21 protein-coding genes, 1 tRNA gene and 1 pseudogene are annotated in these 22430 nt (G+C 50.0%); 18 read left to right on the plus strand and 5 right to left on the minus strand.

Annotated elements, in window-relative coordinates; genetic code table 11:
- Nucleotides 1–8: 8 nt before the first annotated feature.
- The 8 genes from BMY01_RS13215 to BMY01_RS18135 all read left to right on the plus strand — a co-directional run bounded on the left by BMY01_RS13215 (nt 9) and on the right by BMY01_RS18135 (nt 8277).
- Nucleotides 9–758, plus strand: coding sequence for a WecB/TagA/CpsF family glycosyltransferase (locus BMY01_RS13215; RefSeq protein ID WP_074748347.1), 750 nt, complete (start codon nt 9–11; stop codon nt 756–758).
- Between the two features lie 682 nt (nt 759–1440).
- Nucleotides 1441–1692, plus strand: a complete 252-nt coding sequence (locus BMY01_RS18130) for a hypothetical protein (protein ID WP_217638669.1) — start codon at nt 1441–1443, stop codon at nt 1690–1692.
- 18 nt (nt 1693–1710) lie between these two features.
- Nucleotides 1711–2874 (plus strand): polysaccharide lyase family 20 protein, encoded by a 1164-nt coding sequence (locus tag BMY01_RS13225; protein WP_074748244.1) that lies wholly within the window; start codon nt 1711–1713, stop codon nt 2872–2874.
- Nucleotides 2871–3983: a non-hydrolyzing UDP-N-acetylglucosamine 2-epimerase gene (gene wecB, locus BMY01_RS13230; RefSeq protein WP_074748248.1), complete on the plus strand. Its 1113-nt coding sequence runs from the start codon at nt 2871–2873 to the stop codon at nt 3981–3983. The genes BMY01_RS13225 and wecB overlap by 4 nt, the downstream gene beginning before the upstream one ends.
- Before the next feature lie 34 nt (nt 3984–4017).
- Nucleotides 4018–4734 carry a class I SAM-dependent methyltransferase gene (locus BMY01_RS13235; protein WP_217638670.1) on the plus strand — a complete coding sequence of 239 codons (717 nt, stop codon included), beginning with the start codon at nt 4018–4020 and terminating at the stop codon, nt 4732–4734.
- A 152-nt stretch (nt 4735–4886) separates the two neighbouring features.
- Entirely contained in the window at nt 4887–5945 is a 1059-nt protein-coding gene (galE, locus tag BMY01_RS13240) for a UDP-glucose 4-epimerase GalE (protein WP_074748267.1), read from the plus strand.
- Nucleotides 5946–6047: 102 nt separating this feature from the next.
- Nucleotides 6048–7493: a mannose-1-phosphate guanylyltransferase/mannose-6-phosphate isomerase gene (locus tag BMY01_RS13245; protein WP_074748270.1), complete on the plus strand. Its 1446-nt coding sequence runs from the start codon at nt 6048–6050 to the stop codon at nt 7491–7493.
- A 214-nt stretch (nt 7494–7707) separates the two neighbouring features.
- Nucleotides 7708–8277: an FxDxF family PEP-CTERM protein gene (locus BMY01_RS18135; RefSeq protein ID WP_217638671.1), complete on the plus strand. Its 570-nt coding sequence runs from the start codon at nt 7708–7710 to the stop codon at nt 8275–8277.
- A 504-nt stretch (nt 8278–8781) separates the two neighbouring features.
- On the opposite strand, the gene BMY01_RS13255 is transcribed toward BMY01_RS18135, so the two are convergent.
- A tRNA-Val gene (locus tag BMY01_RS13255) sits at nt 8782–8858 on the minus strand.
- Nucleotides 8859–8967: 109 nt separating this feature from the next.
- On the opposite strand from BMY01_RS13255, the gene BMY01_RS13260 reads away from it, so the two are divergent.
- From BMY01_RS13260 to BMY01_RS13295, 8 genes are all read left to right on the plus strand, one after another.
- Nucleotides 8968–9699: a pseudouridine synthase gene (locus tag BMY01_RS13260; protein ID WP_074748273.1), complete on the plus strand. Its 732-nt coding sequence runs from the start codon at nt 8968–8970 to the stop codon at nt 9697–9699.
- A gap of 111 nt (nt 9700–9810) precedes the next feature.
- A complete protein-coding gene (rfbB, locus tag BMY01_RS13265) occupies nt 9811–10872 on the plus strand; it encodes a dTDP-glucose 4,6-dehydratase (RefSeq protein ID WP_074748276.1) in 1062 nt (353 codons plus the stop codon).
- Entirely contained in the window at nt 10872–11774 is a 903-nt protein-coding gene (rfbD, locus tag BMY01_RS13270) for a dTDP-4-dehydrorhamnose reductase (RefSeq protein ID WP_074748279.1), read from the plus strand. The genes rfbB and rfbD overlap by 1 nt, the downstream gene beginning before the upstream one ends.
- The gene (gene rfbA, locus BMY01_RS13275; protein ID WP_074748282.1) at nt 11771–12658 is read left to right on the plus strand and encodes a glucose-1-phosphate thymidylyltransferase RfbA; all 888 of its coding nucleotides are present in this window, start codon (nt 11771–11773) and stop codon (nt 12656–12658) included. The genes rfbD and rfbA overlap by 4 nt, the downstream gene beginning before the upstream one ends.
- Complete coding sequence (rfbC, locus tag BMY01_RS13280) at nt 12655–13206, plus strand: dTDP-4-dehydrorhamnose 3,5-epimerase (protein ID WP_074748285.1); 552 nt, start codon at nt 12655–12657, stop codon at nt 13204–13206. The genes rfbA and rfbC overlap by 4 nt, the downstream gene beginning before the upstream one ends.
- A gap of 107 nt (nt 13207–13313) precedes the next feature.
- The gene (locus BMY01_RS13285) at nt 13314–14417 is read left to right on the plus strand and encodes a fatty acid desaturase family protein (RefSeq protein ID WP_074748288.1); all 1104 of its coding nucleotides are present in this window, start codon (nt 13314–13316) and stop codon (nt 14415–14417) included.
- 508 nt (nt 14418–14925) lie between these two features.
- Nucleotides 14926–16206: a nucleotide sugar dehydrogenase gene (locus tag BMY01_RS13290; RefSeq protein WP_074748291.1), complete on the plus strand. Its 1281-nt coding sequence runs from the start codon at nt 14926–14928 to the stop codon at nt 16204–16206.
- A 17-nt stretch (nt 16207–16223) separates the two neighbouring features.
- Nucleotides 16224–17276, plus strand: a complete 1053-nt coding sequence (locus BMY01_RS13295; protein WP_074748294.1) for an SDR family oxidoreductase — start codon at nt 16224–16226, stop codon at nt 17274–17276.
- A 42-nt stretch (nt 17277–17318) separates the two neighbouring features.
- On the opposite strand, the gene BMY01_RS18400 is transcribed toward BMY01_RS13295, so the two are convergent.
- From BMY01_RS18400 to BMY01_RS13315, 4 genes are all read right to left on the minus strand, one after another.
- Entirely contained in the window at nt 17319–17558 is a 240-nt protein-coding gene (locus tag BMY01_RS18400) for a tetratricopeptide repeat protein (RefSeq protein ID WP_074748297.1), read from the minus strand.
- A gap of 428 nt (nt 17559–17986) precedes the next feature.
- Nucleotides 17987–18949 carry a hydrolase 1, exosortase A system-associated gene (locus BMY01_RS13305; RefSeq protein ID WP_368086244.1) on the minus strand — a complete coding sequence of 321 codons (963 nt, stop codon included), beginning with the start codon at nt 18947–18949 and terminating at the stop codon, nt 17987–17989.
- On the minus strand, nt 18862–19713 hold the full coding sequence (locus BMY01_RS13310; protein ID WP_074748303.1) for a hydrolase 2, exosortase A system-associated: 852 nt from the start codon (nt 19711–19713) through the stop codon (nt 18862–18864). The genes BMY01_RS13305 and BMY01_RS13310 overlap by 88 nt, the downstream gene beginning before the upstream one ends.
- On the minus strand, nt 19710–19961 hold the full coding sequence (locus BMY01_RS13315) for an acyl carrier protein (protein ID WP_074748306.1): 252 nt from the start codon (nt 19959–19961) through the stop codon (nt 19710–19712). The genes BMY01_RS13310 and BMY01_RS13315 overlap by 4 nt, the downstream gene beginning before the upstream one ends.
- A 550-nt stretch (nt 19962–20511) precedes the next feature.
- Between BMY01_RS13315 and BMY01_RS18405 the strand changes: the two are divergent.
- Both BMY01_RS18405 and BMY01_RS13325 read left to right on the plus strand, forming a co-directional pair.
- Nucleotides 20512–20762: pseudogene (locus tag BMY01_RS18405) on the plus strand (IS5/IS1182 family transposase); the annotation flags it as partial.
- Nucleotides 20763–21160: 398 nt separating this feature from the next.
- The gene (locus BMY01_RS13325) at nt 21161–22282 is read left to right on the plus strand and encodes a glycosyltransferase family 2 protein (protein ID WP_074748312.1); all 1122 of its coding nucleotides are present in this window, start codon (nt 21161–21163) and stop codon (nt 22280–22282) included.
- The last annotated feature ends 148 nt before the right edge of the window (nt 22283–22430 follow it).

Raw genomic sequence — 22430 nt, forward strand, 5'->3', positions numbered from 1 at the left:
GGATTATCATGAGTTCACGTGTAGAAATTATGGGCTGCCAGATTGATAATCTGTCGATGGAAGAGACGCTCAACATTATTGAAGGCTTCATCAAGTCAGGTCAAGCTCACCAACACGTCGTTGTCAATGTGGATAAACTAGTTAAAGCTAATCAAGACAAAGAGTTAAAACGCATTATAAACAACTGTGCATTGGTTAATGTCGATGGTATGCCAGTAGTTTGGGCTTCTCGCCTGCTAGGCAGGCCCTTGAAGGAACGTATTGCTGGGGTGGATTTATTCGAGGCATTGATGTCTCGTTCTGCAATAAAAGGTTGGCGAGTTTTTCTATTGGGCGCCCGGGAAGATGTCGTGTCTGATCTAAAGCGAATCTATGAACGTAAGTATGTGGGCCTCGCTATTGTGGGCTACCACAATGGCTATTGGAAACCGGAGGAGGAGGCTGCAATAGTCGAGCAAATTAAGGCGGCACGAACGGACCTGTTGTTTGTGGCTATCAGTTCACCTAAAAAGGAATACTTTTTAGGGCGCTATCAGGAAGAGATGCGCGTGCCTTTTGCAATGGGTGTGGGAGGGACATTTGATGTGGCTGTTGGAAAGGTAAAGCGTGCTCCAAAGTGGATGCAAAAAGGGGGGTTGGAATGGTTTTATCGATTTCTCCAGGAACCGCGCCGAATGTTTAGGCGTTATTTTATCGATGACATGGCTTTTTTTGGTTTACTGTTTAAGGAATTTTTCAGGGCGGACAAGATCAAGTAAGTTCTGTAGCAAAAACGTTTGGCGTTCGCATATGAGGGATGAGATCGTAAAGCCAATTATTGACCTCTTCAGCTACCGAAATATTGGTGCTATCGTCTTCTCCACTTCCTGAGCAGAGCAAAAAATATGGGTAGATGAATCTTACCGGTATTAGTCATTATTCTATAGATCAAAGTTTATGTCATGCCCTGTGCCGGCGCTATCAATATGATGAAGGCGTCACATCGTTTATATGCACTACTCATGATCGTATCGCAATGGGCTGTGATCAAATCCGGGATGTTGCAAGGAATTCCAGTTTTTACCATACATGCCTTATGACCATAAGTATACAAACCCAGTCACCGAGGATGGGATGATAGGCGCATTGAAGCGTTCCTCCCCGAAAGGGGATTGTGAATGCGGCGTTGTGCGGAGGAATGTCCCTGGCACGAAAGGATATTGAAGACATTACCGCTTTGCTGGTGGATGCGAAAATGAAGATGTAAGGTTTGTATACTCCCATAATCTTCCTTCAAAACGTTGTCGTCGATCTGTTGTTGGATCTCAACTTCAAGGCGGCTTTTCGTATTTTTGTCGACCATATCAAATCTCGCTATAGCGACGCCGAACGCGGCTTCATTACGGTGAACATGCCGAGATTGCTGGATGCGCTCGAGGAGGTGGTATCGAGAATCCGATCGTGTGTTCCAACATCAACAAGATCGGGTTTCGCATGTGCTGCGGTTTCGAGACTTACGAGCGAGTATTGCGTGAGAAGAAATTCCGCGCCATCCCAATGTCGGTGTTCGCATCGGGTACAATTCCCACCAGAGAGGCGATCGAGTGGATCTGTGAGCAACCGAACATAGAAGCCATCGTTTTTGGCGCTTCCGGCAAAGCCAAATATTCGGAATACAAAATCGCTGGTAGACGAATCTGCCGTATCAATTAGCATTTTTTTGGAGCAAGGATGATCAGAATTACAGCGCTTGTTTTATATTTTGCTTTAACGTTTCCTTTTAGTTTCGCCTATGCTGATATAGTTTTCGATGGAAGATTAAGTAAGGGTGATTTTTCCGGTTACCGGGCGCTCGAAGCCAATGGAACGCTTTTTGGTGGTGCTTTGGCTCCGAAGGGTATTCCGTCTCGCCTGGAGCAGGTTCGTGATCCAGCGGGTTCCGGTCAGTTGGTGATGCGGGCAACTCATGTTCATGGCGATCTGCCTACACATGGGGGTTACCGCTCAGAATTAAGCACCTTCCAGGATCCCGTTGGCTCCGAACGGTGGTATTCCTGGGGTTACTATCTTCCAAAAGCGTTTGCCACAGCGAAGAATGATGTCGCTATAACGCAGATCCATAATACCGTCGATATTGGGGAGAGTAATAGGCGGTATCCCACTCTTGCAGTGGTGGTTCAGGATGAAAGGATAAAGCTCATGAATGCATTCGACTACGACAAGATTACCTCGCCAGCAGGCACTCAGGCAATCGCCGGAGTTAATTATGAGCGTCGGGAATTGGCCTCATGGGATATTCATCCTGGACGTTGGACGTTTTTAGACTTGCACGTAAAGTGGGCTGCGGACAATACAGGTTTTCTCGAATTCTGGAAAGATGGGACACTGCTTTTCCAAGAGAAAAATCACATCAACACTTTCAATGACGAACGGGGCGTATGGTTCAAGAGCGGGCTATATGATTGGTCGCCCAGTCCGGAACCTGTTTCCACATATTTCTCTGGAGTCATCATCAGGGACGACGACAAAGTAATGTTTCAGTCAATGTCCCTCGTGCCTGAGTCAAGCATTTCTCTCAATCCACTTCTGCGCTGGAGCGTGGAACAGGACTTAAGCGACAGGATAGGGGATATCCTTGCTCGGCGAGTTGTCCCGGCAAGGGATATCCTTGCTCACCGGGTGGCCCAGGCAGGGGAGAACCTGGGCCACGGGCATGATGAAACCCTTCATAATGTCATCCTCGGGGACGGAAAGGAAATGTTTCAGTCTATGTCAATGTCCCTCGTGCCTGAGCCAAACATTTATTTGATGATGCTGGTCGGTGTGGCAGCCATCGGTTTCTTCACGTATACGCGTCGGACGATCTCGCTAACAGAGAGCCGTGTGCCTGCATGAAAAGAATATATCTAATTGCTGGCGCTCGCCCGAATTTCATGAAAATCGCGCCGATTGTGCGCGCTTTACAAGCGCGCGACGGCGTGCTATTTAAAATCATCCATACCGGTCAGCATTACGACAGGGATATGAATGACGTGTTTTTCGAAGAACTTGGCATTCCCCAGCCGGATGTATTCATGGCAGCCGGCGGTGGAACCCACGCGCAGCAGACTGCCAGGATTATGATGGCGTTTGAGGAACTTTGTGAAGCTGACCTTCCGAATGCCGTACTGGTGGTAGGTGATGTAAACTCGACATTGGCCTGTTCTATCGTCGCCAAAAAGTTGCATATACCCGTAGCTCACGTAGAAGCCGGCTTAAGGAGTGGCGATATCACAATGCCGGAGGAAGTCAATCGTATTGTTACCGATAGTATTTCCGACTGGTTTTTCGTGACTGAACCCAGTGGAATCGATCACTTGAAGCGGGAAGGAAAGCAGGATTCCGCGATTCACTACGTCGGGCACGTAATGATCGATAATTTACTGTACCAGCTCAAAAAGCTGGAGGGTCTCGATATTTCCAGTCTTGAAACAACCCCGTTCAAGACGAGGCATACAGCCAACGGAAGTCGTTATGGAGTCGTGACTCTGCACCGCCCGAGCAATGTGGATAACGCCGAGATGATAACCCGCCTGTGCAGTGCACTACGGGATATTGCGATGGAATTGCCCCTGATTTTTCCGGTCCATCCTCGCACGCGAGGTAATCTTGAGAAATTTGGCATTGAGCTGGGGCCGAACATAACGCTGGTAGGACCGCAGGCATACATGCCTTTTCTTAATCTATGGAAGGACGCCGCAGTGGTGCTGACCGACAGCGGAGGATTACAGGAAGAAACCACTGCTCTCGGTGTGCCTTGCGTTACCCTCCGCGACAATACCGAACGTCCTATCACTGTGGAAGAGGGGTCCAACGTGTTGGCGGGCACAGAACCGGCGTGCATCATTGGCGAGGTACGAAAGATATTGCGCGGAGAAGGCAAAAGCGGCCGGCGTCCTCATCTGTGGGATGGGAAAGCGGCCCAACGGATTGTTGACGTGCTAGTGAAGGAAATGAAACTGTGAGTACAGAAGTATAATAAATCAAGGCGCTATATTCATGGAGGTGAGTATGGGGACAAATAGCATTTACGAGGATGGAACTTATTTAAGCAAACATCCAACCTGGCATGAGGAGGATTCGCCGTGGAAAGCGGATCACATAGACAGGTTATTAAAAAGAAACGGTGTTCATCCCTCGACCGTATGCGAGGTTGGATGTGGGGCTGGAGGTATATTAGAGAATCTGGCTACGCGTTATGGTGATGAGGTATCGTTTACAGGATATGAAATTTCTCCAGGCGCATTTGAATTATGCAGAAAAAAGACGAGAGGCAATCTACGTTACCATCACAAAAGTTTATTTGACGACAGTGCCGAGTTCGACGTGGTAATGGCCATCGATGTATTCGAGCATGTCGAAGATTATTTCGGATTTCTACGCGATCTGCGGAAAAAGGGAGCGTACAAGGTATTCCATATTCCCCTCGAGTTGTCGGTCCAATGGGTACTACGTAGCACTCCACTTATAAAGCAGCGGTTATCAGTGGGTCACATCCACCAATTCACAAAGGAAACCGCCCTGGCAACTTTGAAGGATACAGGCTATGAAGTAATAGATTTTTTCTATACAAACAATTCCGATCTTCCAAATCTGGCGATTTGGGGATGGAAAGCCAAGTTACTGAAGGTTCCCAGGAAAATATTATTCTTGATCAATCAGGATCTGACAGTGAGGATCCTTGGAGGATTTTCGCTGATGGTTTTGGCGAAATAGTGTGCTATTTTCCAAAAACCCGCGCGAGTGGAAGCAGAGCGTGGGCTCGACTGCGATGGGGAACAAGTCTTTTGCATTCCCTGTCATGGTTCACTCTTTGATGCAGAGTGTGCCATGATTGACGGATCTTGTGTGTCGGAGTAAAACAACTTATGATCCTTGTCACCGGTGGCGCAGGTTATATAGGTTCACATACCTGTGTGGAATTGTTGAGCGCAGGCCTTGATGTCACTGTATTCGACAATTTTTGCAATAGCCATCCTGAAGCATTAAGGCGGGTTGAGCATATCACCGGAAAAAAACTCCGCGTTGTGCAAGGCGATTGCCGTGATCGTTCCTCCTTGACCAAAGCCCTCCAAGAGAGTCAAGCAAGCGCCGTCATCCACTTCGCCGGCCTTAAAGCCGTGGGAGAGTCGGTGCAGCAGCCGCTGGCTTACTACGATAATAACGTTGTGGGTACTCTTCGTTTGCTGGAGGCGATGTCAGAGTGCGGAGTGAAGACTCTGGTATTCAGCTCCTCTGCTACTGTTTACGGTGAGCCAAAGCGGCTGCCATTAACGGAAGATCATCCTCTCTCTGCCACGAATCCCTATGGGCGGAGCAAACTGATGATTGAAGAAATTCTGCGCGATCTGTACCGCAGTGATTCTTCCTGGCGCTGTGCCATCCTCAGGTATTTCAATCCTGTTGGAGCACATTCCAGCGGTCTGATCGGTGAAGACCCCAGAGGAACTCCTGATAATCTCATGCCCTTTGTGGCCCAGGTTGCCATCGGCCGTCGCGAGTATCTGAATGTGTGGGGTAATGATTATCCTACGCCGGATGGGACGGGTGTGCGCGACTATATTCATGTCGTGGATTTGGCATTAGGCCATCTCAAAGCCCTCGAAGCCCTCGAGAATCCGGAAGTGCGCAATGCAGACGCCGTTAACAGGCGAGGATGCCTGACGGTAAACCTCGGAACCGGGACGGGCTATAGTGTGCTGGAAATGATAAGGGCTTTTGAAAAGGCGAGTGGCCGAAAGGTATCATACAGAATTGCTTCCCGCCGCCCGGGTGATATTGCCTCATGCTATGCTGAGCCCGCACTCGCATCCGATCTCCTCGGCTGGAGGGCAGAGCGGAGCCTCGAAGAAATGTGCGTTGACACCTGGCGCTGGCAGAACCAGAATCCCGAGGGATATGGGGGCGAGAATTCACATTTGGACTAGAGTGAGTGTGGTTCTAATTTCTTTGCCGCTATCAGCTCTCTGCTGCCAGGGTCCCTGGTAAATCCACTCGAGCAGCAACGATTCGTTTTTCGTAAAAACTTTATGCAACCATTGGTTCCCATTGTCCTCTCCGGCGGGTCCGGAACCCGCCTGTGGCCCCTTTCACGCCAGAAATATCCCAAACAGCTCTTGTCTTTTATCGGTGAAGACTCGCTGTTGCAAGCTACCCTCCGCCGCATGGAAGGACTCACCGATATCGAGCTTGGAGCGCCTCTCGTTATTTGTAACGAGGAGTACCGCTTTGTCATTGCCGAGCAACTGCGGCTCATGGGAACAAAAGGGAATATTCTGCTCGAGCCGGTGGGACGTAATACTGCTCCCGCACTTACACTGGCCGCACTTGCAGCAATGCGGGATGGAAGCGATCCAGTTCTGCTGGTGATGCCGGCAGATCATGTGATCGTTGATGTGCCTCGTTTTCAAATGGCCATTCGTGCAGGCATGACGCTAGCTGCGGCCGGTGCAGTGGTAACATTTGGAATCACGCCGGATTCGCCGGAAACAGGCTATGGCTATATTGAAGCCGGCGAGCCCCTGGGAACGAGTGGGGCAAGCCGGATAGCGCGCTTTGTTGAAAAACCCGATCGTGTCACCGCCCAAACATATCTCGAGACTGGCTCCTATTTCTGGAACAGCGGGCTATTCATGATGACGGCTTCGGTATGGCTTGCTGTCATAGGTGCCTGTCGTCCCGATATTTCAACCGCTTGTCGTGCAGCCTGGGAGAAGGGGGTAGTCGATGGCGATTTTTTACGTGTCAATAAGGAAGAGTTTCTGCGCTGTCCGAGCGATTCGATTGATTATGCCGTAATGGAGCGCCTCGCTCATGATGACTCATTGCCGGCCGGAGTGTTCATTCCGCTCTCCGCGGGATGGTCCGATGTGGGGTCCTGGGATTCCTTGTGGCAGGTTCTGCCCAAGGATCATCAAGGCAACGTGTCTCAAGGCGATGTGCTGTTGAATGATTGCCGCAACGTATTGGCCTTGTCCGAGCATCGGCTCGTGGCCTGCGTGGGGATTGAGGACATGGTGGTGATTGAAACCCCTGATGCCATCCTCGTGGCCCACATGAACAAAACCCAGCATGTAAAGAAAATCGTGGACGACCTTAAGCGCGGGGGCCGACCGGAGAGCGAGCTGCACCGAAAGGTATTCCGTCCTTGGGGGTGGTATGATGGAGTCGATTCGGGTGAGCGTTTCCAGGTAAAGCGGATCGTTGTCAAGCCAGGCGCTTCGTTGTCGCTTCAGATGCACCATCATCGCGCCGAGCATTGGATCGTCGTACATGGAACTGCACAGGTAACCCGTGGCGATACGACTTATCTTGTGTCGGAAAATGAATCTACTTTCATACCACTGGGCACGCGTCATCGTTTGCAGAACCCTGGCTGCGTCCCATTGGAGATGATAGAGGTTCAATCCGGTTCATATTTGGGAGAAGACGACATCGTGCGATTCGAGGATGTTTATGGAAGAAAGGAAAGCTGAAGACTCGATCAATTCCCTTAGCTAGTCCTATCGGTCTATTGATCATTTTCCCACGGAGTGTAATCTTCCATTATCGAGGCTCGCGAATTTATTTCGCACCTCGGTGCAACAGGTATCACCCACAAAAAAATTGTCAGCCACTCTTCCATATATGAAGAGTTATGTAGGGATGGTTGGCTTAACTTCCATGTACATGACGATTAGGAGGTATAAGATGACTAAATTTCCATTGAAACAAGCCGTTGCAGTTGCGGTCCTGGCAAGCGCCAGTGCTGCAGCATATGCCGATACACAACAGAGTCTGGGCACGATATCCACCTCTGCGCCCACAGTTTTCAACAGTATCGTGGGACCGACAACCACCGGTTTTAGCGACATTTTCACGTTTGACGTACAACAGCCTAACTTCGGCGGTGCCGCAACGGTGGTAGACATTCCACTCAGCTTTAGTGGATTTAGCTTTGATACGGTGCTTGCCACCATGTCGCTTGTGTCAGCCGGCGCTGACGGGGCGATAGGGGGTGGTGATGATACTGTTCTGCAATCGGTTGTGCTTCCCTCACCCGGTAACAGCGATAATATGCTGAGCCTGGATTGGAACACTTCCCTTTCCGGCTTGCATTACCTTAACATTACTGGTGTAACAGGTGGTAGCGAGGGTGGCATATATGCGGGGGCCATTGCAGCATCGATACCTGAACCCGAAACATATGCGATGCTTCTCGCTGGTTTGGGGCTCATGGGCGCCGTTGTTCGTCGCCGGGGAATGCGCAAAACCTCATAAGCGAAGATTCTCAGTCCTTTGTTCTTTTGACGCGGCCCCTTCGGGGGCCGTTCCCGTTTTATTACTTCTTCTTGTTATAATCCTGTCGAAACCATTCGAATTCGACGTCGTACCGCTTCTCATTTTCATAGCTAGGATGCTCTTTTCATTCCCACGGATTTCTGAGTTTTTCGTCTGTCTGCATTCCCTTTTTGAGTAAAGGACCTTTCTTCCCTCAAAGGAATACTTTCAAACGTTTTCCTGGTCCAGGGCATCCTGATCGTAACCCGCGTGTACGGAAATCGAAACTTCTTTCGATGGTTTAAATGATCGGACGCGGCAGAGAGAAAGTATGGCAGGGGAGCGTGCAGCAAAAAGCAAGAGAAAGACCAAGCGCGCTATCCTGTTTATTGGAGGAAACAGGATAACGGATGTAAGGGATATTGGCTCAATGCGGTTGGACGGTGTGACCAACCGTGTCTGATTAATGCCCATCCCCGTTAATGGGAAAGAGCCCCTTTAAATTGGTAGGCGCGATTGGACTCGAACCAACGACCCCCACCATGTCAAGGTGGTGCTCTAACCAGCTGAGCTACGCGCCTGCAAGGCGAATTTTAGCTGAAACGGTGCGGACGTTCAAACTATAATGTGCAGTTCTTGAACGATGTGTCGTTATGTTCGCGAGTCTTTTTCGTTCAGCAGCAGGAAGCAATGGAAAAAATCCGGTTATCCAAGCTCATGTCCCAGAAGGGGTTGTGTTCGCGCCGGGAAGCGGATGACTATATCGAACGCGGCTGGGTATTTGTGGATGGCGAGCGCATAAGTCAATTGGGCATCAAGGTTTTTCCTACGCAGGAAATAAAGCTTGCGCGCATGGCGCAAGCGCAGCAGTGTGATCAAATCACCGTACTGTTGCATAAGCCCGTCGGGTATGTTTCAGGACAACCCGAGCGAGGATACAAGCCCGCGATCAGCCTCATTAATAGAGAATCGCAGTTTCATGATAGCAATGCACCGTCCAGTTTTAGTCCATCAAATTTGAAAGGCATGGCGCCCGCAGGTCGGTTGGATATCGATTCAAGTGGATTGCTTGTGTTTACCCAGGACGGTCGCATCGCAAGGAAATTGATCGGTGCCGAATCCGAGATTGAAAAGGAGTATCTTGTACGTGTAGAAGGAGCGTTGTCCCAGCGCACTCTGAATCTGTTAAGTCACGGCCTGAGTCTGGATGGACAGGCACTGAAACGTGCCGCGGTGGTCCAGCAAAATAAGGACCAGTTGAGGTTCATTTTAAAGGAAGGCAGGAAGCGGCAGATTCGTAGAATGTGCGAACTGGTTGGTTTGAAGGTCACAGGACTGAAACGCGTTCGCATCGGCAAGGTAAGGCTGGGCGAGCTTCCCTTGGGAAAGTGGCGTTATTTGCGGCAAGACGAAGAGTTTTAACCACTTATTCTGCATTTTTCGATTTTGTCCATCATCAGGATTCATCGTAAGGATTCCCAAGCCGTAAGGGTGTATTAAACAGCATAACGTAATGAGTTCAAGGAAGAGCAAATGATTCTGGTAACAGGAGGCGCCGGATTTATCGGGGCAAATTTCGTATTGGATTGGTTGGAGCAATCTGACGAGGCGGTCATCAACCTCGACGTGCTTACTTATGCTGGCAACCTGGAGAACCTGAAAACGTTGGAGGGTGACAAGCGGCATGTTTTTATACAAGGCGATATTGGTGATTCCGATCTCCTGGTTCATCTGCTAAAGGACTATCGGCCGCGCGCCATCCTTAATTTTGCCGCAGAGAGCCATGTCGATCGTTCCATACATGGTCCGGAGGATTTCATACAGACCAACATCGTGGGCACCTTTCGCCTTCTGGAAGCATCTCGCGATTACTGGAGCAAATTGAAGGAAAATGAAAAGCAGCAGTTTCGTTTTCTGCATGTCTCGACCGATGAGGTTTATGGCTCGCTGGCAAAAGACGAAATGCCTTTTACCGAGACGCATCGTTACGAACCTAACAGCCCTTACTCGGCAAGCAAGGCAGCGAGCGATCATTTGGTGCGCGCCTATCACCACACTTACGGATTGCCTGTTCTCACAACAAACTGCTCCAACAATTACGGCCCATATCAATTTCCCGAAAAGCTCATCCCGCTCATGATTGTCCATGCACTGGCCGGAAAGTCATTGCCGGTCTACGGCGATGGCCAGCAAATCCGTGACTGGCTCTACGTAAAAGATCATTGCAGCGCCATTCGCCGCGTGCTGGAGGACGGCGTTCCGGGACAGATTTATAATATCGGGGGCTGGAATGAAAAACCCAACATCGAAATTGTGGAAACAATCTGTAGCCTGCTGGACACGTTTCGCCCCCAGGCGGGCCAGTCCTATCGCAATCTGATCAAATATGTGGCGGATCGTCCAGGCCATGACCGGCGCTATGCGATCGATGCGAGCAAAATCGAGCTTGAGCTGGGTTGGAGACCTGCTGAAACTTTTGAAACAGGAATCAGCAAAACCGTGCAATGGTATCTCGACAACGCGGTTTGGGTCACCCATGTTCAATCCGGTGCTTACCGACACTGGGTGGAGAAGAACTACAAAGAGCGCGCTTGATGAAAATTCTGCTGTTCGGAAAAGACGGCCAGGTTGGGTGGGAACTGCAGCGCAGTCTTGCCCCCCTGGGAGAGATAGTGACTCTGGATTTTGGGAGCCGGGAATACTGCGGTGACTTCACGCGCTTCGATGGAATTGCGGATACCGTTCGGGCAGTTGCGCCGGATGTGATCGTGAATGCCGCCGCCTATACAGCGGTGGACAAGGCTGAAAGCGAGCCGGAGCGTGTCCGTCTCATCAACGCCCTCGCTCCCGCTATACTCGCCCGCGAGGCCGGCAAGCTGGGCGCCTGGCTGGTACATTATTCTACCGATTATGTATTTGACGGGAGCGGAAGTGCGCCTCGTATGGAAACCGATTCTCCCGCCCCTTTAAATGTGTACGGCATAACTAAGCTCGAAGCCGAGCAAGCGATTTTGACCTCGGGTTGCAACCATCTCATCTTTCGCACGAGTTGGGTTTTTGCAGCGCGTGGCAGTAATTTCGCAAAAACCATGCTGCGCTTGGCTCAGCAACGCGATAGTCTCAATGTTATCGATGACCAGGTCGGTGCTCCTACCGGTGCGGAGCTTCTGGCTGACATCACTGCTCACGTCATACGGATAAGCAGGCAGCGGCAGAATATCTCAGGGCTTTATCATCTGGCTGCCGCGGGTGAAACATCCTGGTATGGTTATGCGAGTTTTGTATTGAACTTTGCGCGGCAGAGAGGAGTCAAGCTCACGGTCGCGCCGGAAAATATTGTCCCGGTAGCAAGCAACGAATTTCCATCCGCCGCTCGGCGGCCAAAAAACTCCCGCCTCGATACCGGAAAACTGCAAAGCACATTCGATTTAAGCTTGCCGTCGTGGGAGACAGGGGTTGCCCGCATGCTCACCGAAATTCTCGAGAAACCACTATGATTCAGCGTAAAGGCATCATTCTTGCCGGGGGCTCCGGCACACGGCTCTATCCGGTGACAAAAGCGGTCTCCAAACAACTGCTGCCTATTTACGACAAGCCCATGATCTACTATCCGCTCAGCACATTGATGCTTGCGGGTATTCGCGACATTCTCATTATTTCCACTCCTCAGGATACGCCACGTTTCGAGCAGCTTCTGGGTGATGGGGGCGATTGGGGTTTGAACCTGCAATATGCGGTGCAAAACAGCCCGGATGGGCTCGCTCATGCTTTTATCATTGGCAGGGATTTCATTGGAAGGGATTCGAGCGCGCTTGTGTTGGGTGATAACATTTTCTATGGCCACGATTTGCATCTGCAATTACAGCATGCCATGGAAAGACAGGAAGGTGCGACAGTCTTTGCCTATCACGTACAGGACCCGGAGCGGTACGGGGTCGTCGCCTTTGATGCGAATCATCGTGTTTCTTCGCTGGAAGAAAAACCTGCTCAACCCAAGAGCAACTACGCGGTGACTGGCCTTTATTTCTACGATAATCAGGTGGTGGACATTGCCAGTGGACTCAAGCCTTCCGCGCGCGGCGAGCTGGAAATCACCGATGTCAATCGCACTTATCTCAAGCACAATCAGCTCAATGTGGAAATCATGGGGCGTGGCTATGCCTGGCTCGATACCGGCACGCACGAAAGCCTGATAGAAGCGAGCAACTTCATTGAAACCATCGAACACCGTCAAGGACTCAAAGTGGCCTGCCCGGAAGAGATTGCCTTTCGCCAGGGTTTCATCAGCGGTGAGCAGCTTGCGAAGCTGGCGCAACCTCTGGCCAAGAATGGTTACGGCCAGTACTTGAAACACTTGCTAGAGGAACGGGTGGTTACATGAAGGTTATCGCCACCTCTATCCCGGAGGTCCTGATAATCGAGCCTAAAGTATTCGGAGATAGTCGCGGATTTTTCTTCGAGAGCTTCAATCAGGAAAATTTCCGGGAGGCGATCGGACTTGACGTGCGGTTTGTACAGGATAATCATAGCCGCTCTGTCAAGGGTGTGCTGCGCGGTCTACACTATCAGATTCGTCGGCCGCAGGGAAAGCTGGTACGTGTCGTGCGTGGGGCAGTATTCGACGTAGCGGTAGACATTCGCAGATCATCCCCTACTTTTGGGCATTGGGTGGGGGTGGAATTGACTGAAGACAATTACCGCCAGTTGTGGTTGCCGCCCGGATTTGCGCATGGGTTCTATGTCCTCAGTGACATTGCAGATTTCTTATATAAAACCACCGAGTACTATTTTTCTGATTTTGATCGCAGTATTCTGTGGAACGACCCGGGAATTGCCATCGAATGGCCCATTGAGACAGGGGCAAGCCCCGTCGTTTCCAGCAAAGATGAAAAGGCGGCGAGACTGGTTCATGCCGAGGTGTTCGAATGAAGTCGCGCTGTGTTCCAGGTTCGTGAAATAATGGCGGGACATGGAAAGAGAGCAGATAGCGCGTCAGACCGAGTCGGTACCAGACAAAGAACAGTGAGTATCCGGTAATGATGCAGATACAGCCAGGACAGGAATTTCCGTTGCGGGAGGCGCACAACCTTGTCCGCGATCTTATGACGCCCAACCCCTGGATCTACTGGTTGGATTTTCTCTTCCATATCTCGCTTGGCTGGACAGCCTTCCTGATCATCCTGTCCATGCCGCTCTTTTCATTCTGGCAGTTGTTGGCGATGCTCGTTGCCACGTTTGCTTTTTATCGCGCCGCTATCTTTGTACATGAGTTGGCCCACCTCAGAAAGGGCAGCTTCGGGCTGTTTCGCTTTATTTGGAATGTGACGTGTGGCATACCTCTGCTGATTCCTTCCTTTACCTATGATGGCGTGCACAACGATCACCACAGGAGGGATGTGTATGGCACTGCCGGAGATGGAGAATATATCCCTTTTGCAACCTTGAAACCGATGGTCATGGTGGGGTATGTGCTGCTGTCCTTCATCCTGCCGCTTTTCTTCATCGTTCGTTTCCTGCTTCTCACACCGCTGTCGTATTTCATTCCCCCGCTGCGCCGGATTCTGTGGGAGCGCGCCTCCTCACTCACCATAGATATGAACTATAAGCGTGCGCTGAATGCGATCCGCAACGACAGGCATTGGAGAATCCAGGAGTTTGGCGCTTTTGTATTTATCACCGTGGTGGTTACCTGTATTGCACTGGGTATTCTGACCCCTTACTTCCTGGTCTTCTGGTACGTCATCGCGATGTTCATCTTCTTTATAAACTCCTTGCGCACATTGAGCGCGCACGCGTATCGTAATCCCGGCGACCGCCCGATGGAATTTGCCGAGCAATATCTCGATTCCATCAATGTGCCAGGCAACTTCCTTACTGGCCTGTGGGCTCCGGTTGGTTTGCGCTATCACGCAACACACCATCTCTTCATGAGCATGCCCTACCATAATCTGGCTGAAGCTCAGCGGCGTCTTGTAAACGGGTTGAGCGATAATACTCTTTATCTGACCACAGTTCGGGCAGGCATGTGGGACGCATTACGGCGGATATGGGAGGAAGCCGTCGCGAATACGCGGCGGAGCGTGGCGTCCGCACCTGTGGTTGAGCTGGACGATAGTGTAGGACGGCATAGAAACGCTTAAAAATATCATTCGTCGCAAAGCGACGCTTATCCCGGTTCATCAAGCACTACTCGGTTGCGAACCTGAACGGATCTCCAGACTTTGCGTGGAGACTCGTTCCAAAGCAGTCGGTGCAATGAACTTTGTTCCTGATTGAGTCGAGGCAGGTCGGCTTATGGCATCCGGCTCGCCCGGCTTCTACATAGGTGAGCCAGGGTGCGATCGTTTCTTTGGCTTGCGCGATTCTGAGAGCATCAAGAGCATCAAGAGGTTTTAGGAGGTTTCGCGCTGTAAGCCAGGCAGAGGGCGGGGCATGTTGAAAGTGTGTTGGGCAAGCACAAATCCTGCTCACAGCCAGCCTCTTCCTTTTTCCTTTGTCATTTCTCGCTATGATATGCTGCCATGAACAGTTCGGGAACTGACCTTCAGTACAATGGTATTCGAGGTGATATGGCTTGATGATATTGGATGGAGATGATCTGGTTTTGTGCCGTTATAACGTCTATAAGTATAAAGCGGGAGGTAACTGATGAGTGTGGTGGCAGTGGTTGGGCTAGGCTATGTGGGATTACCTTTGGCGGTGGAGTTCGGAAAAAAAAGGAAAACCATTGGCTACGATCTTTCGAGCAGCAAGATAGCAAGTTACAAGCAATTTATCGATCCGACCGGTGAGGTTTCCTCCGATGACCTGAAAGCCGCAGAGCAGCTTCATGTCACTACCGACCCGGCTGAGTTGTCCCAGGCGGATTATATTGTCGTGGCCGTTCCAACACCCGTAGACGCAGCCCATCAGCCCGATTTTCGCCCCCTCATAGGTGCGAGCGAAACCGTGGGAAAACATATGAAGCGGGGAGCAATCGTTATTTACGAATCCACCGTTTACCCAGGAGCAACCGAGGAAGTCTGTATTCCTGTCCTTGAGAAACATTCCGGCATGAAATGGAAAAACGATTTTCATGTCGGCTTCTCGCCCGAGCGGATCAATCCCGGCGACAAGCAACATACGCTCACTAAAATTCTGAAGGTCGTCTCTGGAGACGATGAGGATACCCTGGAAGAAATTGCAGCGCTTTATGAGAGCGTAATTACCGCTGGCGTGCACCGTGCGTCCAGCATAAAAGTAGCGGAAGCAGCCAAAGTAATCGAAAATACTCAGCGAGACCTGAATATCGCGTTGATGAATGAACTGGCGATTATTTTCGACAAGCTGGACATTGACACGCTGGAAGTGCTGCAGGCGGCTGGCACCAAATGGAATTTTTTACCCTTTCGCCCGGGTCTGGTCGGAGGCCATTGTATCGGCGTCGATCCCTACTACCTTACTCATAAGGCGGAAATGGTCGGTTATATCCCCCAGGTCATCCTCGCGGGACGGCGCATCAATGACAGTATGGCCAAATTCGTGGCGGAACAAACGATCAAGCATATCATCAAGGCCGATATCAACGTTCGGAGTGCGCGCGTAAATGTTCTCGGCCTAGCCTTCAAGGAGAACTGTCCTGATCTCAGGAATTCCAAGGTTGCCGATCTGATCAGTGAACTCAAAAGCTATGGAATAGAGATTCACGTCCACGATCCTGTAGCCAGCACCGAAGAAGCTCGCCACGAATACGGTGTGGAACTTGAATCATGGGAGAACCTTCCACGCGCGGATGCAATGATTGTTGCCGTTGCCCACCGCGAATTCACTGAAATGCCCTTGACCCAGTTTCAGACCAAAATCACGGACAAAGGGTGTTTCATAGATGTGAAATCCCAGTTCGATCCTGCCGCGCTGCGGGAAGCTGGTTTAAACGTGTGGAGACTGTGAAGGATAGTCCGCCTCGTATGGCTGCTTACCCAAAATGGCTGCGGCATTTGGAGGACCACCAATACTGCTGGCTGGTCACGGGCGTTGCGGGCTTCATCGGATCCAATCTGCTGGAGGCCTTGATCAAGCGTAACCAGAAAGTAGTCGGATTGGATAATTTTTCCACCGGCTATCTGCGGAATCTTGAGCAGATACGGGACCTGGTCGGGGAAAAAGCCTGGGGTAATTTCAGCTTTATAGAGGGTGATATCTGTCAACTGGAAACTTGCACGAACGCATGCCGGGGGGTGGATTTTGTTCTGCACCAGGCAGCGCTGGGTTCCGTGCCGCGTTCCATTCAAGATCCCATCCGAACCAACGAAGCCAATATTTCCGGATTTCTCAACATGCTGGTGGCTGCAAGGGATGCGCAAGTGAGGCGCTTCATCTACGCCGCCTCCAGTTCCACCTACGGCGACCACCCGGATCTCCCAAAAGTGGAAGCGGTAATTGGACGTCCCCTCTCGCCCTATGCTGTTACCAAATATGTGAACGAACTCTATGCCGAAGTGTTCGCGCGCTGCTATGGATTGGACTCCATCGGGCTGCGCTATTTCAACGTATTCGGTCCAAGACAGGACCCCAATGGTGCTTATGCCGCAGTTATTCCCCAATGGGTTTCGGCACTGATCAGGAATCAGACGCTATATATCAATGGGGATGGCGAAACCAGCCGGGATTTCTGTTATATCGACAATGTAGTGCAAGCCAATCTTCTCGCCGCTCTCAGTGACAACAGGGAAGCCGTGAACCAGATTTACAATGTCGCAGTGAATGAACGCACCAGCCTGAATCAACTGTATGGCATGATGCGCGAGTTGTTACTGGAGAAGTTTCCGGAGCTGGAGAATCATCAGCCGACGTACGTCGACTTTCGCAAGGGCGATGTGCGGCATTCACAAGCGGATATTACGAAAGCCACTAAATTACTTGGCTTTGAACCGTCCCACCGCATCGATGAAGGACTCAGGCAGGCAATGAGCTGGTATATCGCACATTTTGCCTCTACAGCAGAGATAATGCGCGTATAAGATTTGCTGGACCTCAATCCGCGCTAATCAGCGTTTTTTACACTATTCGTCCCATTTCCCCGCTTGCTTCAGTTGATTCTTCAAGCCTGGCAACGGAAATCCGAGGTCATACGCTTTCTTCGCATACGTTTTCGCCTGCTCGTAATTTTTCTGTTTCAAGTAGAGCAAGCCAAGATTGTAGTTGATAGTAGGATTTTCTGGTTCAAGGTCAATGGCTATTCCCAGTTCCTCAGTCGCCTTGTCAGTTTGTCCAGCTTTCAGCAGATAATCGCCGTATACCATTCTTACTACGGCATGAGCGTGTAATTTAACTCTCCCCCTAGAGTTCCAGTATTCCCATGTCGCAGGCTTTCTACGTGGAGGTAAAATGGTGAGCTTCAACAGTTTTTAGACGTCTTCTGTTTATGTCCTCAGTATCTGTATAGTCATAGACTGTTCCCACCTCTCCACAATGGGGAGTTGCCTGAAGATTTGTGGAAATTATGGTGATTGCATGGTGACCATGCTAAATATGATTTTCACTGGCACTCTCCTCCAGTTATGTAATTGGCGCAGCCCAGACATTTCAGTAGGACGCCAACAGCGCATTTTGGAAGAACTTGAATATCCGTATAAGGAAGCGTTATCAAAATCCTTACCTTATCCTCGTCGCTATAAATACGAAACTATTTAGCCGCACGTCCATGGCTACGAGTACACGCCTTATCGTCTTACCATGAATGAATCCAGTCCTGGGTCCAAGCTCCGACTTGATCGCGCCATTCTCGCCGAGAAAAGGTGTGGTTGGCCTCCGGTAAATTCAGATGCGACACTTGTGGGGAGGTCAGTAGCTTTTGCCATTCGACTGAGCCATTAACCAGGTCCAAGAACTCTTGCGCCGTAAGATCATTGCCACTGATAATCAGGAGTACTCGGCCTTGGAAGCGGCGAAGGCCCTCAAACATTCGTTCTGGCAAGGGAGCAAGGCTACAAGTTTTTTCAAGATTTTTCCCTTTCAAGGAAGTGCCAGTTAGGTATTTTCCTGCTACCGCTGCGCCCACTGTTCTCCAAAGCGAGTGTACGGCAGCAACATAGTCGAATTTTCCGCTCCCTATCTTGTGCCAGAAATCGGACTGAAGAAGGCGTTTGGAGTAATAATGCTTCAGATAGACCTTTGCGACCCCTTCATTCGTTCTTATCCAGGGGTTCAGCAAAACCAGCCCAGTTACGCGTAGATCCTGATAAGCATAAAAGAGTGCAGCCGATGCCGCGTCGCATAAACCCAAAATTACCAATTCATTAAGCGACGGCACTTCCGCAAGAAAGGTATCTATTGCACAGCGCAGGTCATCCTCGACATGCTCGAAGGTTCGTGCAGAGCCTTCGCTATCCCCCATTCCACGGAAATCAAAGCGCAGGACAGGACTGCCATTTGCTGCCAGATGGCGGGCAAGCAGTGTAAACTGCCTGTGACTCCCAACTCTGTATTGGGGTCCACCCACCGCTATCAACACTCCTCTGGAGGAAAGTTGCCGAGGTAAACTCAGGATCCCATACAGCCAAGCGTCTTCACAGCGAAAAACAAGGGCACGATCCTCGCAATTCATTATGTCGCAATAGTAAAGGCATCGGTGGTGGCTGTTATCAATCCAGGACATTCCGAGATTTCCTGGGTGGCCCAAAATGGTGAGCATGCTATAAGACGCACATCCACTTCGACCCCTTTCCGTTTCCATTCTCCAACCACTCTTGCCGCGGCGGGTGAGATGGGACGACTTGGTTCACTCACGATCTCGAACCAGTGAATTATGCATTTCCTGACGGCGAGGTCAATCGCTTTCAAGCTATCAATAGTCAGTGCCAAGTCGGAGGCAAGCTCGTATCCGGCTACTTCCAACGTTTCTCCATTGGCTAAGCGCTGCCGCATGGAATTCGTTCCTGTGGCTTTTTCAGTGCTGGGGTCAGCGAGCATTTCATTTGCCATTTTTAACCTCAGAAACTGGTTCAGGAAAGATTGTCCATTAACCACCGGCTGCCATAGAATCATTCGGTCAATCAGATTGGTCTCGCTTCTGGCGAAGTCCAAGGCCAGCAGCGCACCTAGCCGAAGCCCCCAAAGACTGACAGGTACAGAAATACGATTCTCAAGCCAACACCGCGCGAGTGCCAGGTCTTGTTTCCAAATAGTCCAACCCGCATCGCTGAAATCTCCGCTGCTGTCTCCACAGCCGTAGAGATCTACCTGCAGGACGCCAAATCCCGCCGCGGCAAAAGCTCTTGCTTGCAGTGCAGCCATACGTCTGGATTTGTTCATCTCCTCCCCGAAGGGATGAATATATAAAATTGTTCCACGGCATTCCTTGTCAGAATGAGGCTTATGAAAAAGACAGAAACGCTGTCCCAAGTCAGTTTGCAAAAAGAAAGGCTCTGCATGAATCGAGCCCGGATCCGTTTTCATTCCGCCAGCTTCTGCTCGACGAATTGCGTCAGGCTGCCGACTGTTTCAAAAGTTTTTGCACTGATCTCATCATCGTCAACCGTAATGTCGAAGTGCTCCTCGAGAGCGGTGATTACATTGACGACAGCCATTGAATCCAGTTCGGGAATGGCCCCAAGCAAGGGGAAATCTTCATTGAGCGAATTTCTTCTTTCACCGAGGCTCAATACATCAGATAGGATGTTTCTCACTTCTTCAATATGCTGCATATTTACTCCGAGCTGTTTATTTTTGAGGATACGTCATTGCTGCAATCCCTGAGTATCAAGATGAGACTTTCAAAATGAACCGGAGATGTCAAGGCAAATGAAAACAGGATAAGGGCTGCGAGACGGCGTACTTCATTTTTCCGAAGCTGACAAAACGCGGTAGCAGTACAAGAATTTATAAGGCGCTGCTCCTTCAGCATATACTGGCTGGACAGCGATAAATTCCTTCCTGTCACTGTTTTTGCTGCTTCTGCCAGTAATTTTGCTATCCTGGATAAAAATTCACTAATGGTACTACAAGTCACAGGCCGTTACTTCTTGAAGGTAAAAATTGCTTTACTTTCTAATAGATTTTCTTGTAATCTTCGAACGTCTTTTTTTATTGGGAAACAATAACATGAAAAAAATGAGGGTATTCCATAAAGCTGAAGTCGGGAAAGGATTCGGTAGGCTCGAACGAGGTTCGCTCGACTAGTTTGATTCTTCCTGTTTTACTCGCTGGCGCTTCTTTCGCGGGTTTGTGTAGGACAAGTAAACGCCAAAAACTTGTGAGCGGTTGATTGCAGATCGTGTCTACGACGGTGATAAGATCATTGAGCAGGCCATAAAGTAGGGCATGAAACCTGTCATTCCACGAGGAAGAACCGGACAAGGCAAAGACCGTATGATGAGCATCTCTAAAGACTCCGCCATCTGGTAGAAAACACCTCTCTCCACCTGAAACGCTGGCGAGGCATTGCCACCCGATATGCCAAGAACACTACATCATTCCTTGCTGCCATCATGCATCGCTCTCTGGCTCAAAGTCTCGTGACTACACTATCTAGTCAGCAGAATAGACTCGAAGGGTTTTATTGCACCCCAATCTGCCCTATCTATGACAATAATCTCTATCTCCCGCTAAATGATATGTTCCTTACATTCGGAGGGGTCGCAGCGCTAGGCGGATAGATTCCTCTAAACGGATGGGACTAATGTGAGCGTCGCCGGACCTTTTATGTGGAATCCAAGAAAAGCCGATCCGAACAAGGTCGGAGGTACCACTGGTTCGAGTTGGAATACGACAAATGTGGCGGCAATGGAACGGTTTCCCACAAAATCCTGAGAATCTTCAACCAACCAAAGTCCCATAACTCCCCGTCCTTTTTGCACCAAACTGCCCACTAAATTAAGGAATTGTCTCTTTCCGTGGATACTCTATGACAACTTTAAAAGTTGTAGTGATTTTGCCGACCTACAACGAGCGGGATAACATTGGCATCATAATTGATGCGCTACAGGTTCAGGCTCGAGAATTTCTTCATGATATGCACCTCCTTGTGGTGGATGACGATTCACCCGACGGCACGGCGGAAGTAATTCGGGCCAAGCAGACGACATATCCGAATGTGCATTTGCTGATGGGAAAAAAGGCAGGGCTAGGTGCCGCCTATATCCGCGGAATGATTCATGCAATGGATGAGCTTCATGCCGACGTCGTGTTCGAGATGGACGCTGATTTTTCGCATAAACCCGAGGATGTGCCTCGGCTTATGGCGGCGCTCGATGGAGGCGCCGATTTTGTGATTGGCAGCCGTTATGTGAAGGGCGGCTCCATTCCAAAGGAATGGGGGCTTCTACGCCGCATGAATTCCCTAGGCGGTAATATCGTTGCACGCTACGTTGCCGGAATGTACAGAATTCGAGACTGCACAGCCGGTTTCAGGGCGATCAAAACCACTCTCCTCAGAAAAATCACTTTTGATGATCTTCGTGTTCAGGGATACGCTTTCCAGGTTGCACTGCTGCACAAGGCCGTATCTCTCGGTGCAGTCATAAAAGAAGTTCCCGTGGACTTCGTAGATCGTACCAAGGGTGAGTCGAAGCTCGGAATTTCGGACATCATCGAGTTTATCCTGAACGCCTGGTGGATACGTCTCCACAGCTCAAAGACCTTTATCAAGTTCGCCATAGTGGGGCTATCCGGCGTGATTGTGAATCTGGGTGTGTTTACGCTGCTCCTTCAGGCGAACGTAAATAAATATGTGGCATCACCTATCTCAATCGAAATATCGATTATCACGAACTTTCTGTTGAATAACTACTGGACCTTTCGCTGGCGCACGTCTCAAGATCACATCCGTGTCAAGGGTCTGAAGTTCAACATGGTTTCTCTCGTATCTCTGGGCGTAAGTTATTCCACTTTTGTAGTGCTATCCATTCTGTTCCCTGAGGTCTCTCCGGAGATTCACCAGCTTGTCGGTATTGCGCCCGCAATGCTTATCAATTATTTCTTGAATTCTTACTGGACATTCAAGAATGCTCCGAAGTCCAGGAATTAAAATGACCGAATGGGGGCATCCGCTTACAAAGGTTCACTTCCCTATAATTTATCTATGAATATGACGACTTCGGTTGACAGTTTTGATAAATTGAAACTGTTTTCAGGAGTTGTTCATGAATCTACAGGCACAAAGAGATATATCCCGC

Origin of the sequence: Nitrosospira multiformis (assembly GCF_900110185.1) — a bacterium.
GTDB classification, from domain to species: Bacteria; Pseudomonadota; Gammaproteobacteria; order Burkholderiales; family Nitrosomonadaceae; genus Nitrosospira; species Nitrosospira multiformis_A.